This is a genomic window from Streptomyces sp. NPDC001941, assembly GCF_040296945.1.
Taxonomy (GTDB): Bacteria; Actinomycetota; Actinomycetes; order Streptomycetales; family Streptomycetaceae; genus Streptomyces.
The window spans coordinates 17,430-34,127 of the sequence record NZ_JBEOYE010000093.1 but is presented as its reverse complement, the minus strand read 5'-3'; the positions used below and the strand labels follow the sequence as shown (position 1 = coordinate 34,127).

The window sequence follows — 16,698 nt, the reverse complement described above, 5'->3', positions numbered from 1 at the left end:
CCGCCTGGACAAGGTCGTCGCCCACCTGGTCGCCGGCTCAGGCGCCGACCAGACCGACCAGCTCAGCGGCTTCGCCATCCGCTACGTCCCGGTCCAGGAGGATGTAGGAGCAGTGGTGCTCGCGGGCGAGGCGGGCCAGGAGCAGCAGGTCGTCGGGCCAGCCGGACCCGTCCTGTGTCTCCTGGCCGTGCTGGTCTTCGTCCTGGGTGGGGACCCACATGAACCAGCCGTTGTCGGTCGGCCAGATGCAGTCGCGCTGCGGGGCGGCGAGCCATGCATGGGTGGCGGGGCTGAGGTGGGCGGTGGACAGGTCGAGGAAGGCCCGGACGCGGGCCCCGGCGGTCGGGTCGATCGACGGTCCGGGCAGGCACCGGTCGAGCTCGTTGACAACAGCGCCCGCGAAGGCGCGCAGGGCCCTGGGCTCGTCGACGATGACCAGTGCCGTGGCGTTGCTGTCGCCGAGGGCCAGGGCGTGGACGGTGGAGTCGCTGGTGGGCGTGAAGTCGGTGAGGGTGTAGGCGAGTTCGGAGGGGCCTAGGACGGTGAGGGGGGTGTCGGTGCGGGTGACTGTGACTTCATAGCGGGAGGACATAGGGGTGCCTTCTTTCGGGGTGGGGGTCAGGGGCAAGGCCCGGCCAGCGCGGCCCGGGCGGGACGGCCCGGGCGGGGCGCACAGCGGGGGCGGGGCGGCCGGGGGTCAGCGGCGGGTCCTGCGCCGGGGGCGCCGGTCGTGTGTGCCGCGGAGCGTGTCGGCCCGGGTGGAGACGACGAAGGAACGCCGGGCCAGGTCGAAGACGACCCAGGGGGCGTCTGAGTGGAGGGGGGTGGAGAGGTAGGGCTGGTGCTGCCAGTGGTTGCGTGATCCGTAGCGGTTGTGGAACGCGGGGGTGTGCCCGGCGGTGATCAGGGCGTTCAGGGCGTCGGCGAGGTCCTGCCACAGGACAGCCGGATCGACACCCACCACACCGGTCACGCGGGTCGAGGCGGTCGCGCCCGTCGGGGCGGTCGCGCTGGCCGCGCTGACCGCGCCCGTCAGACTGGTCGGACGGGTCGGACGGGTCGGGCTGCTCGGGCTGCTCGGGCTGGTCACGGTGACGCTCCGCTTCTCAGGGGGCAGGGGCCCCGGGGGCTGAAGACCCCCCGGCCCGGGGGCCCGGGCCTGGGGGCGGGGCGGGGCCGGTACGGCCCGCTGGTGGGTTCACCGTGCGGCGACGGCCGGCAAGCGGCGCAACCCCCGCACCAGACCCGGCCCGGGCAGGGCCGGGCGGGCGGGCGGGCGGGCGGGCACAGCAACGGCCCGCTGCCCCGGGGACGGGGACGGGGACAGCGGGCCGTAGGCGCGGCACGGCGAGGCGAGGGGGTCAGGAAGGGCAGGCCGCCGAGGACTGCGCGGACTCGTCCGGGCCAAGGTGCCGGGCTGCGTGCCCCGGGCCGCTGGCGCGCTGGCGGCCCGTCCCCAGAACCTACGGGGACGGGCCGGGCAGGGCCATGCGGGCGGGCGGGCGCGGCAACGGCCCGCATCCCCGGGGACGGGGACAGCGGGCCGTAGGCGGGCACACCACGATGCGTCAGGGACGGCAGGCGGACGAGGACTGCGCGGTGCAGCCCTGGCGGCAGGCGGACGGGGCCAACTCCGTGAGCAGGGCCCGTACGTTGTTGGTGCCCCGAGCACGGCGGGGTGTCTTGGCGTCGTTGTTGTGGATGAGCTCGGCGCGCAGGACCCTGCCGCTGGTGCGGCCGATGACGAGGGTGCCGAACGTGCCGTGCGGGCAGAGCGCGTCAAGGATGATGCGGCGGGTGTGGCCTTGGGGCTGTCCCCAGGCAGGGTGCAGGCCCTTCGCTGCGGCAAGGCGCACGATGCCCGCCGTGTAGGGGGTGACTGTGGAAAGGTCGATCGTGGGCTCGGGCATGTCGAGGAGCTGTTCGGCGGCGGGGACAGCGGCGGGGGTGGTGTTCACGGTGGTCGTCTCCCAGAGTGCGTCAGGACCAAGGCAGGGCGGGGTGGGGGCTGTGGGTGGCACCGGGTTCAGGGGGCCGGGTCGGCGGTGCGGGGACCGAGCCAGAAGCCAAGGGCGTTCTCGCGCTCGCCGGTCTCCTGGGCAGTCAACTCCCGCTCCGGCTCCTGCTGCGGCCCCGGGCCGGGCTCGGGATCGGGATTGGGGCCGGGCTCGGGTGGGTTGGCGGGCTCCCATGTCCAGCAGTCGAGGAGGGCGCTCAGCGCGTTGATAGTCCCGACACGTTCGCCGAGGAGGTGATCCAGGACACCTGCCGCAGGGGTCCAGGCGGGGCTGATGGCCAGGTGGCCCGCGTCGAGGAGTTCACGGCGTACCGCGATGCTCTGGGCCGTCCTGTCGCTGACGTGCCTCAGGGTCTGTTCGGCGAGGACCAGGTGGTTGCGGATCAGGCGCAAGGGCTGGGCCAGGGGGTGGGTGGAGTCCAGGAGGGCGGGCAGGTCCAGGCCTGTCTTCTGGCAGATGATGCCGTCCGCGGTGCTTGGGGGCAGACGGTCCCGGTGATGCGGTGTGGTGGTCATCGGTGATGCCTTCCGGTGGTGTGGCCGCCCGAGGGGCGGGAGGGTGTTCACCGCTGGCCCGGGCCGGTAAGCGAAAGACTGGCCCGACGGCCGGCAACACCCGCAACCCCCAACCCCCGCCCAGGGACAGGGCCAGCGCCAGGACAGAGCCGGGCGGACCAGGGGCAGGGACAGAGTCCGGCAAGAACAAGGTGGCGCGGGACGGGGGTATGAGCGGAACACGGGACAGGAACGGGCCCGACAGCACACTGCCCCGGCCAGCCCACGTGATGAACTCGCCGGGACAGGTGAGCATCATCGTGAAGTTCTTCGTGGCGCCGGACGCGCAATCTCCTTGGAGGGCTGGGCAGTAGGCGGGCCCTCACTGCTGACGCCCTCCTCGCTCTCTCCCACGCTGCCGCTCTCCCCCGCCCCATCGCCCACGCCCACGGCGTCGTCTTCGTCTTCGTCTTCGTCTTCGTCGGGATCGTGGCTGGTGAAGGGGTAGGGACTGTCGGGATTGTCGAGGAAGGCCAGGAACGCCTGAGTGACGAAAACGCGGTCGTGACGGTGGTCGAGCGGGAGGTACTGGCGCAGGCGGTCGAAGGCGGAGTCGGCGGCGCGTTCGACTTCGGTGCGCGTGTAAAGGGGTTCGGGTGCAGTCGCCGCGGTAGGGGTGGGGGTGGCCTGGTGGAAGCGGTGGATGGCGTCGGCGGCGGCCCGGGCCGCCCGCGCGGGCCCGCCCAGCTGGCCGGTGGCGGACGGTGCGAAGAGCTTGATCGCGTCGAACACATGCCGGTTGATCTCAGGCCACGGGCAGGTGGCGGTACCGGCGTTGCGGAGGGCGAAGTAGCCGTAGTGCCACATGTCGTCCAGACAGGCGTGCAGTTCGCAGGTGGCCGCGCGAGCCGGGACAGCACGGTAGGCGGCAAGCGCCATCCGCGCGCGGGCAGCGATGTCGTCGGCACGGCGGGGGTAGATCAGTTCGGTCATGGACGGTGTCTCCTTGCACTGGGATAGGCCGGGGCAGGGGCGGGCAGGCCGGGGCGGGTGGTGGCGGCCCGAGGGGGCGGGGGGACTCACCGCTCCCCCGGACCGGTAGACGAAAGACTGGCCCGACGGCCGGCTACACCCGCAACCCCCAACCCCCTCACGCCGCAACCCGGCCCAGAGCCCGAACCGGACCAATGACGGGACCGCCAGGGCCGGGCCAGAGCCTGGCACAGACGGGTTCGGGGGGCCCGTCAGCACGCTGCCCCGGCCAGCCCGTGGGTGGGCTCGCCGGGGCAGGGCAGGCGGGGGGGGGCAGGGGCGGGGCGGGGTTTTCAGGAGGTGCGGGGCACGTCAGGCGCGGTACCGAACACCTCACCCGCCGTGCCGGTAGGGGTGCCGGCGAGGCGGGTGCACCTCGCGAAATACTGCGAAGCGCCCCTCAGGCCGAAGCAGGCCCGGCCCCCCGGCCCGGCGACAGACCAAGGGGCTGGGATGGTAGGGGCTTTGGACGCAGGTCTAGCGTCGGTAGCGCTGGGGGGTGCGGGTCAGGTATCGGGGGTAGGGGCTGCTCGGGGTGCGGTCGACATCGGGGCGGCTGCGGGTGAGGTAGGGCGCGGTGTGAGGGGAGGCCAGGGGGAAGGGAAGGGGGGCGGAGCCGCGGCCGTAGGTGCCAGCTACCGGCGTGGAGGGGTCGGAGTCGTAGACGGTGGCCTTCAGCCACTGGTTGCGGCGGCCGAGCCTGGTGAGTCGGCGGCGGGTGATGCGGGCACGGGCGGCACGGATGGTGAACATGGGGTGGACTCCATTGTTGGGGTGGGGTGAAGCGGGGCGGGCTCCACCATGGGCGCGGCGGGGGCTAGCGCCGCAACACCACCAGCAGGACAGCGACACGACACGTACACACGGCCAACGTGCGGCCGGACCAAGCACGACGCTCGGCCCCCGGGCGGGACCAGGGCGCGGGGCGGACAGGCCACGGTACGGCGGTGCGATGGGTCGGTCGGGGGTGGGCCGCCGATCCCTCCAGCCACGCCAGCCCGCGGACGGCCCGGTGGACGCGGCGCGGGCGGGCGGGCGCAGTCACTGTGCGGCGGCGGGGCACGGGCGGACGGACGGGGCACGTCAGACAGGACCGGTACGCGGGTTGTCCCGGGAACTTCCTTCCTGGGACAACCCGCCCCCGCCACCTCCCACAACGGCGGAGGGGGGTGGGGACTGGGGGTGGGGGGTGGGGCTGTCAGTGTCCGGCGATGATGTTCTGGACGGCCGCGAGAAGCCGGGAGGTGTCCTGGACCAGGTCCGGATCGGTGGACTGGTAGAAGTCACGCACGTCGTCGCCGTGGACGCAGTCGGAGTAGTAGACCGCTCCCCAGCCCTGGTGCTCGCGCGGGTGGTAGTCGATCTCGTTCTCCCGAGCTCCCCCGGCGGCACCACTGATCAGGATCAGACCGTTGACGCCGACGTTGATAGCCACACACCGGCTGGCCCCGTCGGCGTAGAGCTGGGTGGTGATCTGCGCACGGCTGCAAGCATTGCGCAGGAACTGAACGGCAGTAGAAGCAGACATAGTGTGAAGTCCTTCGGAAATCAGGGTGTGTTGAGGGGTGTTGGGGGTGGTCGGGGCGTGGTGTAAAGATGCGGGAGGACCACCCAAGCCGCGCAACCGAACACCGAACAACACACCAGGCACAGAACAACCCGGCGGAAAGCAAAACAGCGGCGCGGAACGACCACACGCCACGCCGCAACAACCCCGCCCGGAACGGACCGCCGTGCCGGGGCAGCACGGCACGAACAGCTGTGCCGCCACCACCCCGCCCGGGCGCGCGAGGACGGGCCGGGGACCCTCGGGCTGCCGAGACGCTAGGGATGGCCTGGAGAGCAGGGGGGTCGCCATTCCCACGGCCGGTACACCGGGACACGGCGGATGGGCCGGGTGCTGGGAAGCGGGGCCATGGGCCGGGCGCCGAGCGGCTCAGCGGGCGCGGCAGCGTACGACGGGTGGGCGGAACGCGGTAGGGGTTCAGGTGAGGTCGGTACGCGTGCGGGTGATCTTATTGATCGCGCGGCGGGCTGCGGGGCCGGGAGTGTGGAGGTCACGCAGGCCATGGGCGGCGGCTTCGGAGCCGGAGGTGAACAGCGGTGCCGGGGACTCGTAGTCAAGGATGGCCTGCGCGATGTGCGGGCCGATCTGGCCGCACTCCACGGCAAGGCGGAGGCTGAGGGACTCCGCCATGTCGTGGCATCCGGCCCAGCCGCCGCAGACGCGGACGCCGTCGGCGTCGTGGTCGTGAACATGACACTGGAAAAGGCGCGGGGGCTGGGACCACGTGGGGCCGTCGTAGAGGGCGAGCTTTGCGTACTCCTCGGGCGACCAGATACCTGAGGGAGTATCTCTCTTGTAGGGGCAGGACGTGCAGGGGCGGGGTGCGGGCGGGAGTGTCGTCACGCGGCGCCTCCTGGGCTGTATGAATGCCGCCCCATCTTGGGGCGAGGGGTGATGGCGTGGCCGTGGCCGGAGCGTAGTGGGGGTGAGGGCAAGCGCCGCAACCACGTCTGCCAGGCCGGCCACGAGCCATACCGGCCCACACCCAGCCATCCCTCGAAGAGACGGACGGAGAGCTGCACACCGGGACCACGACTCCGCCAGGACGCGCAGGCGGGTTTCGCCCGATACGGCGCGGTGCAGACGCCGCCGTGAGGCGGCATCGGGCCGGGGCCGCTTCGCTCTGCCACCGGGCCGGAAGTGAGGACCGCCCCGCGCCCGTAATGAGTGTCTCGGGCGCGGGGCCGAAAGGGCAGGCAGGGCTGGTCAGTTGTGGTGGCGGGTGATGTGTGCTTCGCGCAGGGCGCGCGCTACGTACACCTCCGCGGCGAACACGATCTGCCCGTGGGTCGTGCAGTGGACGGCGTAGTCGGTCAGCTTCCCCTCATTGACGGCGGTGACGGGGCCGACCACCGGCCCCGTGGCCTCAGCCCCCAGAGCCGGAGCCGGAACGAGGCCCAGGCTCTCGGCGGCGGTGGCGGGCGGGGCGTAGGAGCGGGGGGCAAGGAGGGCCAGGGCGTCAGCGATGGGACCGATCAGGTCCGAGGGCAAGGCGGCAGCGTTCAGAGCGGCCAGGGCGCGGGGGCTGTCCATCTCCTCGATCTGGGCCATGAGATCGGCGTCGTCGGGGTGGTCGCACGCCACGGTGCGGGCGGTCTGAAGGACAGCGTGGAACAGGGCGTGCGCAGTCTGGGTGGCGGCATCGGTACCAGGCTGGCCGAAGGTGGGGGACGTCGGGTACGGGGCGCGCGGCGTGAGGGGTTCGTAGCAGGTGCAGGTGCGTTGACGGTGGGTGTCGACGTTCTTGGCGTTGCTACTGTCGGAAACCGAGTGGTGCTGGCCCTGGGCGTCGAAGATGACGTAGCCACGGTCTTCATCGGGGTCAGGTGAGCAGCTGTCGTTCTGCCAGCGCAGGTCTGCGGTGAGGGTGAGGTTGTGGCGGAGTGCGAACTCCTCGATCGCCTCGAAGTCGTCGTTCCAGGGGCCCGACCTGGCGTACACACAGCTCTCCTCGTCAACCTCGAAGCCAGTGAGGTAGCGGCCGGACGACGTGCCCTCGGGCTCGGGCTGGCCGTACAGGGGGATGAAGAACCGGCTCAGGTTAGCGGGATCATCACCCTGGAGGTGTTCCAAGGTCAGCGGTCGGTCGAAGAAGACACGGCCCTCGTAGTACAACTCGTATCCCATGAGATCTCCCTAGGGGCTGATCGAAGCAGACAACGGGAACCATGCGACGCAAACGGGCAAGCCACGCAAGCCACATACAACCGGCTAGGCTCGTTCTCGGGGCGGCTGTGGCGTGCCAAGGCGGGCGGACCGCCCTCGCACGCCCCGGCGCGGCTCAGGGCGGGGCTCCTCGGGACGGGGCAGCTGCCGGGTTGTGCGCCGGTGAAGCTGCGGGCTTGACGGCCCGGCCTGAGCTGGCTGACGCAGGCCCCGTCGCGGTCAGTGCTTTGCCCGATGCCGCCTGGCTGGAGGCAGTACGGGGACGCCCGGCGCGCCCACGAACGTGAACGCCGCAAGGCCCGCCGCGGAAGACTGCGGGCGGGCCTTGCTGGGCTGGGCAGCGCGGGGATGTCCGGGAGATCAGGTGGCTTTCTGGCCGGATGTGTTGCCGTCCCGGTCACCACGACGGATGTCGCCCTCGATGTAGGTGATCATCGAGCCATCCGGGGCCCGCATCGTGTAGTAGATCGAGGACTCCGCCCAGATTTCTTCCCAGCCTGCGGTGCGCAGGGCTGCGGCGACCGTTTCGTCACCGCCGGAACCGGCAAAGAAGCCCCAGTTGGGGTCCTCGCTGTTGGCCAAGATCCGAAGGACGTCATCAGCACGCTGGGCCGTGCGCAGTTCCTGGAGCTGGACAGCGATGGCTTTCCAGAAAACGTCGAGTTCGCTGTTCTTGGTGTGCCTCCTGTGTGGTCGTAGGGGTGGCAGTGCCCCAGGTCCGAAGGCCCAGGGGGCGGTGGAGGTTGCTGGCCGGCAAGGCCTGCATCCTCGCCGGCCGGAACCGGCGGACGGGCCTGTGCGAGCTCGGTTGTAAAGGCGTCGCACGGATCGGCGAGCGGACTGTCCAGGCCCGAGTTCTCGTGTGAGATATAGCCCTGTCTCTTCGGAGCTGGAGGGGGCAGCGCATGGTGCTGTGCCGGTCGGCTAGCGGGGCAAGCAGGGGCAGGTCGAGGTGCGTGGCCTGCATGGTGACGGGTCGCTTTCCGGAGCCGGGACGGGCAGGCCGACGGCCCGTCCCCGTGGGGTGGGCCGTCGGCGGTTGTCGGGGCGAACGCGGTTCAGGCGACTGCCTGCTGGGAGCGGGCGCCGATGGCAAACCCGTCCGTCCACATCGCGGACAAGAGCTGTAGGAACTCGTGGCCCTGCTGGGCGTTGAGGGTCTTGTGCAGGGTGCTGAGGCCCTCTGCCATCAGCAAGGCCCGGTGGGCAGCTGCGCCAAGAAGGGCGAAGTTGTCGTATCCGGCGATCGTCCCGTCTGCGGCCGGGAGGTTGCCGTCTGTCTCGTCGTGTTCGGCGAGCAGAGCGACCAGGCGCAGGAAGTCTGGGTGCAGGGAGGTCATGACGTCCTATCTCGGGAGCGAGTGGGCCTGGGGCCCGGTAGGGCCCCAGGAAGGAAGCGGTCAGTGGCCGATCGTGCTGTTCAGGACGCGACCACCGCGGACAAGTTCGTGCGTGCACTGGTGGGGGTTGGCGGGGTGCGTGACCTGGGCGACACGCAGGCGGGCCAGGTCGGTCCAGAAGCGGAACGGGTATGCCTGGTCCGGACGGGAGCGTCGTGGTTCGGGTACACGGGCGGTATAGCCACTGAGGGAGGTCGTCTGCGGGGTCATCTCGGCTTCGAGCTCGACCCACACGCGCGGGTGTTCAGGGTCGATACCGAAGATCCGATACACGGCGTAAACGCCCCACTCATCAGCGTGGTCCCGGCCTGCGCCAATCTGACCGACACCGGTGCTGTAGCGGCCGTCGGGGTCGCACGGCCAGTCGGCGAACGTGCAGTGCAAGGTGCACGCGGGGGTAGCAGGCTGATTGCTGGTGGCAGGGCGCAGGTCGATGCCTTGGCGGCCTCGGCGGCTGATCGGCGCCTTGGAGCATTTCAGGCGCTCGCTCACGGCGGCACCATCACGGTTGGGGAGCTGGACGGAATAGGCGAGAACGCAAGTCCCACAGTTCGCGCCGGGAGCCTCAGCCAGGGGCTGTCGGCTGGCGGGGTGGACACCCTGGCCGAGCAGGGCCCGAATGTTGGCGTTGCCCGCCTCGGCGGGGATGTGCGGGTAACGGGGCTCCCTGTGCGGTGTACGCGGTTGCCCTGCCTCGCCGGTCGCGGCCTCACGGGCCATAGCCGCGGTATTGGTGGCAGGAGAGGTGGTGCGGGTGGATATGGACATGCGGGGGAATCTCCTTCGAACACGTGGCATGCGAAGCCGGATCAGCCGGGTGGCCGAGAGGCTGGGCGGTAACGGTGTCCTGGTCACCGCCCCTTGGTGGCGGCGGACCGCACTGTGCCGGGCGGCAGGGCAAGCCCCGCAACTGGGCAGGTCTGGGAAGCGGAGCGGCCCCGGAGGCGAGGGAATGCTCACCGCCGTCTCCGGGCCGGTGACCGTACTCTGACCCGGCACACAGCAAGACGCCCGACGGCGCGCAAGGGCATGCCCGGCAGGCGGACGGGTACCGGGTCACCGAGATCTAGCAGACGACTGGCAGACGGCGGGCTGGCGGGGCCTTCCGGTCCGGGAGCGGCATTCTGACCCGGCAGCGGCCAAGCCCCGCAACTGCTCTCCCGAGGAAGGGAACAGCCCCCGGCCCGGGGCGGTATGCCGAAGGAGGGGCGGGGGCTGTGGGGTGTGGACCTGGTCGGCAGCTCGTTCCGGTCAGGGTGGGGTGATGGTCAGTCGGCGGCGCAGCTGGTCCAGGCCGGTGCTCCCTCGGCGGGCCTGGCGGGCCTGGTGCGCGGCTCGGCGGGCTTGGGTGCCCCGGTGGCGGGTGTAGGGCAGGTGGAAGTCCCGGAAGAGGTTGCCGTTGCTGGCCTGGACACGCATGGCGGTGTCGAGGGTGATGTATGCCTCGGTGACCTCGGTGAAGATCCGGCGGGCGTCGGCGCGGGGGCAGCCGTGAAGGGCCGGGTCAGCGTCGGGGCCGTCCTGTTCGAACGCGGTGATCGCGGTGGTGACGAACGCGAGGTGTGCCGGGTTTTTGCACAGGCTCGCGGTGGCCCGCAGGTCGTCCAGGACGTGCTCGAATGCCAGGACGTAGCCGCTGCGTGTCGTCTTCATGGAGTCCTCCAGCAGGGAAGCGAGTTGATCGGGAACGGGCCCTGCCAGGACTGGACCGGCACGGGCCGGGACGATGCCTGGCACGGCCCGGCCAGAGGCGGCGGGAGTACCGCTACCTGGCCGGGCCGCCGGATAGACAGTGGACTTGCAGAGGGCTACACGCGCAACAACCCGTACGGGCACTGGGCGGGCGTGCCGAACAGACCCGGAAGCGTGTGGTGGCCGCCTGCATCGGGCGCGCTCCGGCGTTTGGGCAGGCGGGCGGCACCCCCGGCGCCTTGGTGCCCGCCTGGCGCGGGCCCATTGGCGGCTGGTCCACGGACTTGCCCCGTTGCTCGTGCGGTGTGCGTCCCGGGTCGGTGGATCCGGCAGGAGAACGTGCTGACCGTGCGCGCGAAAGGCCGTCTGCCGGGCGTTCACGGGCTGTGGCCGGGCAGGGTGGGCTGGCCTGCCGGGCCGCTCTGGTGGCAGTGGGCGGAAACGGGGCTGCCGGCGAGATGGTCGGCGAGGTAGCCGGGCCACGGTGCGGGGAGCGGAGCGGCGTGGGCGAGGGTGTAACTGCCCTTGCTGGTAGTGCTGCCAGCGAGCAGGACGTAGGAGTTGGCGGAGCGGATGCACACGTGCCAGCCCAGAAGACTGTCCGTGGCTTCCGCGGGACTGGCTTGTGGGCACGGTCCGGCGGGGTGGGTGAAGATCAGAGAGAAGCCGCCATCGGGATGGGTGACGGTGTAGGTGTCCGCGGGGAAGCGGGCGTGGGCCTGCTCGGTGAGTACAGCGAGGACGTCGGCACCGTCGTGGACGCCGCGGCCCTGGGCGTGGCGTGGCGGGCTCTGCCCGGGGCGCGCTGCGAGGAGATCAAGGGCGAGTAGTCCGGAGGTGCAGGGGGCCAGGGCGACGTTGTAGGGGCCGTACTTCCAGGCGCGAATGATGCGTTCTGGGTCGCTGGTTGCCCTGTGCTGCCAGTCTTGGATGGCCGGGTCGGTACCCCCGGGTTGGAGGGGGAAGACACGCCAGCCGCGCCGTGCGGCGTCCAGCGCGGCTTCCCGCAGGAAGTGACGCGAGGGAAGACGGGACATGTGCCGGTGCTTTCTGTGGTGAGACGGGCCCTGCCGGGACGGTCCGATGCATCGGAGCCGCCCGCCGCAGCGAGCAAGGGGCCGGTGATGCCCATCCCTCCCCCGGCCACGTGGCCCCCGAGGTAGGAGCGGGCTGGGGGCCGCCCCCGGGGGCGGTGCATCGGGGCAGGGTGTCATGCGGGATTGCTGCGCTGGAGCAGGGTTGGGGAGAGGTTCGTCGCCGCAGGGAGGCCCGCTCCCGGAAGGAAGCGGAGCGGGCCATCGGGTAGCGGTGCGGGTCAGGTACGGGCAGCGCGGGTCACAGGAGCGCGTACACGACGAGGAAGACGGCGGCGAGCTTCATGACAAACGCGACCAATTCGACGGCCTCGCTGTCGACGTCCTTACGTTCGTTGATCTTTCCGAGGATCACGCCGCCGAGCAGCAGGGTCACTCCGATGAGGAGCTGAACCCACCACGGCAGAGCCTTGACGCTGCTCAGGGTGGAGCCGGAAGCCAGAAGGAAGTTCAAGAAGATCACTCACAGTGTCGTAGGTGGCGGGATGTTCAGCTCTGCTCTTGGGCGTTGGGCCTCTCCCAGAGCCGGAGGTTTGCCATCACGGTGCTTGCACAATGGGCAACAGGCGCAACCCCTCCATGCCCGAGGGGCCTCGCCAACCACCACCGGCACGGCACAACAGCAGCGGGGTCTGACGAGTGAACCCTTCGTCTGCGCCGGCCACACTTGATTGGTGTCGGGGCGATGGGCGAGGTGTGCGTAGCGCTGGCGTCAGCTCACCCTGCACAGCGCTGAACGGCCCGCCCCGATGCGGGGCGGGCGTCAGAACAGGTCAGGTGCGGGCAGTGGGCAAGAGGGTCTGCCTCGAAGGCCAGAAGGTGGTGCGGGCTGGGGCGAAAGCGTGGGCGGGGTGGAAGAAGACGTCGCCGTACCCTCGGGAATGGAGGGTGACGATGCCGGTCGGCAGCTCCACATGCACGCTCAGTGTGGAGGTGCGAGTACGGGCCGTGTGCCAGGCCAGCTGGCGCAGCCACCGGCCGGAAACCGGGGCCTTGACTACGGTGTCACAGACGCTGTGGGAACTGACGTAGCCGCCGTGGCCGATCAGGTGGATCTCATCGGGGGTGAGCCGGTGGACCAGGGCGAACTTGCTGTCCGCCTGGTGACGGGCACGCCACCAGCCGCGGACCGTGTCATCGCCGAGCGCCAGACCCGGCGCCTGGCCCGGCACGATCCACCGGCCCTCATAGCGCATCCACTCGGTGCCCTGCGGGCAGCAGACACTGTCACCGTCCGCGAAGGACGGCAACTCACTCAAGCCACGACCGGAACGAGCGTGGGTGAAAAAGTCGGCGGCCGCGATGCGCGGCCCGCCGTAACACCCCGCCACGACACTCCCGGCCGGGGTAACGGTGGGGGTCTCGGCGGCCATCGCCATCGGCATGGTCGCCGGCCCAGCCAGGACAGCGGCCTGCTGGGCAGCAGGCCCGGCCGGGCTCGCAGACGTGGGCGCGACAGCAGGCACAGTCGGACCCCCGCACCCGGCCTGCACGGCGGACGCGGCCGGGACGGCAGCAGGAGTGGGGACGGCGGACGGCGGACAGGCGGGTGTGGTGTGCGGGTGGGCAAGCGCGGGCATGGCACCTCCAGAGCAGGGAACGGGGTGCGAGAACACGTCCGGCCGGGCCGGTGCACGGCGCGCTCAACCACTCCCCCGGGCTCAGCGGCCAGGAGTGGAGCGGGAGGGACGTTCTCGGTGCCCGCACACTGACCCGCAGACCACCAACCCACGCAACGCTCCGCCCCCTACCCGCGCAGGCGAAGGGACAGCAACGCCCACGCACGCAACGACAAGCCTGGGAGACACCAACGCCCCACCCCTCGACACATGGCAAGGGGTGGGGCGTCGGCCACGGGAGCCGGTCAAGGGGCCAGATCGGCCAGGAGCGCAGTCGCGTTGTCGGCGTAGACCCGGTTCGGATCCAGAGCGCGGCTGGTCCTGACGGCTGTCTCCACCGCCCCGTTCACCAGATCCCGCACCGTGAGGCCCAGGTCCTCGCCCCCACACAGGGCGGCCATGCAGCGCTCCTTATCCTCGTGAGGCTCGTACATTATCTCGCCTCTTTTGCCTGTTGTTTGCCCTCTGGCGTCGGAGTGAAGATGGGCAGGCCAAGTGCCCATAGTGGTGCCCTTCAGAGGCAACAGCTCATAGCACCGCTGTTGCCCTGGGCCATCAGTCACTCAACGAACTCAGCAAGGTCCCCAGCCTCATAGGTGAAGTCTGTGATGTAGAGGTGGTAGCGGAGTGTGCCGTGGTAGGCAGCGATCCTCTTGGCTGCAAGTGCCGCGACTTGCTGAGCGTGACCGAAGCGGATGACTGGTCCGTCCGACGTCAAATGGACAAGCGCATAGAGAGCGATGGCATCGAGGCACTCAGCAAATCCATCTAGGCCCTGCGCGCGCTCGGGCAGGGCTCCGAACTTTCCCTCCTGGGTAGTCGTGCCCTTGACCTGGACAAAGAGCCGCGTGGAGCCCTGCTTCGCGAGAAGGTCAGCAAATCGGAAGTTCTTCGCCAACTCATTGAGGTTGACCACTTCCCAGCCTGCAGCAACGAGCGCTGCCTGTGCTGCCGCTTCAGCCTCCGCCCCCACTTGAGCCTTCTCCGCTGCACTCTGCATCGGCTTGGCCTCCCCTTGTTTCACCGGAACGGCCGGGTGCCGCCCCGAGACCGTCAGTGTGCCCTGGAGTACTGACAGATCGGGGTGCGTCCTATGTCCGGGGCAAGGTGATCACTTGAGCACCGGCATCTCGGCCAGCGAGAGCGTCGTTCTCCAGCGCCAGAAGGTTGACCGCGGTGGCATAGACACGTAGGCGTTCTTCGAGATCAGCGGCATGCTGGCGAAGATCGTCGTACTTCTTCTTGAGCTTCTCGTGCTCGCTGAGCTGCTTGCTGAACGCCTCGGGGGTACTGCCCTGGGCTTTCACGCGGGCTTGGAAGAGTTCCTTGAGGTCGAGGTGCTGGTGGGTGAGGTGCCAGCGCTTGATGCCAGCCTCGATCGCCAGCTGGGAGACGCTGAGACGTCCGGTGGAACGCAAGGGGGTGCCGGCGAGGAGCCGATCCATCGCGGCAAGGATCCCGGCGCGAACTGGATCGTCTTCGCTGGTCCGGGTGGTGGTCACTGATCGTTGCCTTCGGTCTCGTGTGTGGTGACGATGCGCCGCAGCCGCTCCAGCTCGCGTCGCTCTCGTTCATGCCGGATAGGTGGCGCCAGCGGGTCGTCCGTGATCTCGACCAGGTCGTGGTAGTGCTGGCGCACGTGCTCGATGTCGCGGTCGGTGCGCGCGATGTTGCGGCACTGGGGCCGGCAGTCGTCGATGTCCGGGGTGACCAGCGGGTCGTCGGTGGTCCCGCGGAGGCGGCATGCGGCCTGTGCGGGGTCGAGGACGCAGGTCATGCCTTCGCCGTGGTGGATCTGGAGGAGCGGGTTGCCCAGCAGGTCGCGGGCCTGACGGTCACTTGTGAGGACGTGACCAGCGAACTGCCGGTTGGCTGCGTGAACGCGATGGCGATAGGCGTCCGCGGCGGGTCCGCTGACGTGTTCGCCGTCCTCAAGAGCCAGAGCGTCCTCGGAGAGGATCTCGAGGCGATAGAGCCAGTCCTCGAATGCGTACTCGTCGGGGAATCCGGATTCGTAGGAGCCCGCGTAGCCTTGGAGAAGCCGGGTGTGGACGTGTCCGTACTGAATCGAGGCGGCCACCAGCCCCCGGGGGCGACGTCTGATGAACCAGGCCAGGGTCCTGCGGAACCGGGAGGCCGACAGACGCCGCCCGGTGTCATCTGAAGGAATTGGGTCAGTGCGGCCCTGGCGGCGGCACTCGTCGTTGATCCAGTCGACGAGCGCTTCCAGGTCACGGGCGATGGACTGGTCGGTGCGAGCGTCACCATGGCGTTTGGTGATGCCGGAGCGAATGCGGTGAGGCTCGATCCTGTTCGGAAACAGCAGCGGGTGTGGATGGAGTCTTTCGAGCACGTCGATGGCCTTGCCCACGATCTCGACGACGACCCAGGGGGTCACGGCGGAGGGCTCCTGCGGGCAACTTGTTGCCGTCCGAGTCGACGGCATTCTTGAAGTAGAGCCCCCTCATCAACCACAGGTCGCCCTCCTTGTCGTATTCGACGCAGCCTCGGTGCAGGTTCAGTACTTCCCCCGGCCGGGCGCCACTGAGATAGGCGACAGCGATGAAGCAGGCCGTGCTCAGCATCCGGGCGAGCTTCGGAGCCTCGTGGTAGGTGATGCGGCTCTGGCGCCAAGGCCGGCCATCGAGGCGGCCGGTGATCGGCGGGCTTAGGTAGGCCCCGTCAGCGACGGGGATGCCGGACTCCATCACCATCCGGCCGCTCGTGTTCTTCCGGAAGGATTCCGCGCAGGACAGAGTCCGTGCGATGTGCCGCCAGTCGATCACCACGTTGCCGTCCTCGGCAGCCTTGCCCGGGAGCTTCTCGCCCTGGTCGCGAAGACGGTCCAGGTATGCGGTCATCCGTCGGGTGACCTCGCCATTCGGCAATGGTTCGATCGTCGCTGCCTGATCTCGGTGCGCGAAGTCCTGGCTGTGTAGTTCGAGGTAGTCGGCGTGTGAGGCCAAGATGTCCGGGGCGAAGTCCTCGATGAACCGGACCGCCCAGATCAGCAGGTGCTGCATGGTCCGCTCACCGATGCGGGGAGTTCGGTTGTCACGATCAGCGCGGATTTGACCCAGAAGATCTCGGGAGTCCTCCCCGCCCCAGGGCGGGATGGCCGGCATCTGCATGCGTGCGGGAAGAATCTCGCGGACCGACCACAGGCGTCGGACTTCGCTCAGCCTCTGGTACTTGCGGTCCATGCTGACGGTCTGCTCACCGAGATCGATCAGGTAGGCGTCCAGCAGCTGCGGCGTGATCTCGGCGAAGGACACGACCCCGCGGCGATGGAGCCAGACCAGGAAGGCTTTGAAAGGGCTGAAAGCCGACACGATCGTGGCGATGGCCGGCCGGTCGCCGTTCGCCCGACGCATGGTCCCGGGACTGGCGTGGTTCAGCAGCTGCCAGAAGTAGTGCTTCGCGTGCTGACGCAGCGGCGCCGGGACCAAGGCGAGGTTCATGCTCTTCCCGCTGAGGTGATCTTCGAAGATGGCGGGATCGACGTCCCAGCGGTCGTCGCAGAACCGCGATAACCCCCCCAGGTCTGCATCTGGCCTCAAGTCCCGGTTCAACAGCACCAACGTGTCGGGGCCGGGCCACTGGGTTCCTTCGGGGG

Annotated in this window: 19 protein-coding genes and 1 pseudogene; all 20 read right to left on the bottom strand. The window is 69.8% G+C overall.

The features are described from left to right. Positions 1-139: 139 nt before the first annotated feature. Positions 140-592 (bottom strand): annotated as a pseudogene (locus tag ABT160_RS38215) (DUF5983 family protein); the annotation flags it as partial. A 105-nt stretch (positions 593-697) separates the two neighbouring features. Next, positions 698-1,090, bottom strand: a complete 393-nt coding sequence (locus tag ABT160_RS38210; RefSeq protein ID WP_351652964.1) for a hypothetical protein — start codon at positions 1,088-1,090, stop codon at positions 698-700. Positions 1,091-1,568: 478 nt separating this feature from the next. Then, positions 1,569-1,958 (bottom strand): hypothetical protein, encoded by a 390-nt coding sequence (locus ABT160_RS38205; protein WP_351652962.1) that lies wholly within the window; start codon positions 1,956-1,958, stop codon positions 1,569-1,571. Between the two features lie 68 nt (positions 1,959-2,026). Next, the gene (locus tag ABT160_RS38200; protein ID WP_351652961.1) at positions 2,027-2,533 is read right to left on the bottom strand and encodes a hypothetical protein; all 507 of its coding nucleotides are present in this window, start codon (positions 2,531-2,533) and stop codon (positions 2,027-2,029) included. A gap of 294 nt (positions 2,534-2,827) precedes the next feature. Then, entirely contained in the window at positions 2,828-3,505 is a 678-nt protein-coding gene (locus ABT160_RS38195) for a hypothetical protein (RefSeq protein WP_351652959.1), read from the bottom strand. Between the two features lie 516 nt (positions 3,506-4,021). Further along, entirely contained in the window at positions 4,022-4,297 is a 276-nt protein-coding gene (locus ABT160_RS38190) for a hypothetical protein (RefSeq protein ID WP_351652957.1), read from the bottom strand. A 445-nt stretch (positions 4,298-4,742) separates the two neighbouring features. After that, positions 4,743-5,072 carry a hypothetical protein gene (locus tag ABT160_RS38185; protein ID WP_351652955.1) on the bottom strand — a complete coding sequence of 110 codons (330 nt, stop codon included), beginning with the start codon at positions 5,070-5,072 and terminating at the stop codon, positions 4,743-4,745. 456 nt (positions 5,073-5,528) lie between these two features. Beyond that, positions 5,529-6,104 (bottom strand): DUF6283 family protein, encoded by a 576-nt coding sequence (locus tag ABT160_RS38180; RefSeq protein ID WP_351652953.1) that lies wholly within the window; start codon positions 6,102-6,104, stop codon positions 5,529-5,531. A gap of 213 nt (positions 6,105-6,317) precedes the next feature. Continuing rightward, a complete protein-coding gene (locus ABT160_RS38175) occupies positions 6,318-7,238 on the bottom strand; it encodes a hypothetical protein (protein WP_351652951.1) in 921 nt (306 codons plus the stop codon). A gap of 399 nt (positions 7,239-7,637) precedes the next feature. Further along, positions 7,638-7,859: a hypothetical protein gene (locus tag ABT160_RS38170; RefSeq protein WP_351652949.1), complete on the bottom strand. Its 222-nt coding sequence runs from the start codon at positions 7,857-7,859 to the stop codon at positions 7,638-7,640. A 476-nt stretch (positions 7,860-8,335) separates the two neighbouring features. Further along, the gene (locus tag ABT160_RS38165) at positions 8,336-8,617 is read right to left on the bottom strand and encodes a hypothetical protein (protein ID WP_351652947.1); all 282 of its coding nucleotides are present in this window, start codon (positions 8,615-8,617) and stop codon (positions 8,336-8,338) included. Positions 8,618-8,677: 60 nt separating this feature from the next. Further along, entirely contained in the window at positions 8,678-9,169 is a 492-nt protein-coding gene (locus ABT160_RS38160; RefSeq protein WP_351652945.1) for a hypothetical protein, read from the bottom strand. A 759-nt stretch (positions 9,170-9,928) separates the two neighbouring features. Further along, a complete protein-coding gene (locus tag ABT160_RS38155) occupies positions 9,929-10,330 on the bottom strand; it encodes a hypothetical protein (protein WP_351652944.1) in 402 nt (133 codons plus the stop codon). A 416-nt stretch (positions 10,331-10,746) separates the two neighbouring features. After that, a complete protein-coding gene (locus ABT160_RS38150; RefSeq protein ID WP_351652942.1) occupies positions 10,747-11,406 on the bottom strand; it encodes a bifunctional DNA primase/polymerase in 660 nt (219 codons plus the stop codon). Between the two features lie 298 nt (positions 11,407-11,704). Then, positions 11,705-11,926 (bottom strand): hypothetical protein, encoded by a 222-nt coding sequence (locus ABT160_RS38145; RefSeq protein ID WP_351652940.1) that lies wholly within the window; start codon positions 11,924-11,926, stop codon positions 11,705-11,707. Positions 11,927-12,236: 310 nt separating this feature from the next. Next, positions 12,237-12,836 (bottom strand): hypothetical protein, encoded by a 600-nt coding sequence (locus ABT160_RS38140; RefSeq protein ID WP_351652938.1) that lies wholly within the window; start codon positions 12,834-12,836, stop codon positions 12,237-12,239. Positions 12,837-13,327: 491 nt separating this feature from the next. Continuing rightward, the gene (locus ABT160_RS38135; protein ID WP_351652937.1) at positions 13,328-13,483 is read right to left on the bottom strand and encodes a hypothetical protein; all 156 of its coding nucleotides are present in this window, start codon (positions 13,481-13,483) and stop codon (positions 13,328-13,330) included. Positions 13,484-13,641: 158 nt separating this feature from the next. Next, a complete protein-coding gene (locus ABT160_RS38130) occupies positions 13,642-14,082 on the bottom strand; it encodes a hypothetical protein (RefSeq protein WP_351652935.1) in 441 nt (146 codons plus the stop codon). 91 nt (positions 14,083-14,173) lie between these two features. Next, entirely contained in the window at positions 14,174-14,584 is a 411-nt protein-coding gene (locus ABT160_RS38125; RefSeq protein ID WP_351652933.1) for a hypothetical protein, read from the bottom strand. A gap of 759 nt (positions 14,585-15,343) precedes the next feature. Continuing rightward, a complete protein-coding gene (locus ABT160_RS38120; RefSeq protein ID WP_351652931.1) occupies positions 15,344-16,654 on the bottom strand; it encodes a site-specific integrase in 1,311 nt (436 codons plus the stop codon). Positions 16,655-16,698 lie beyond the last annotated feature (44 nt).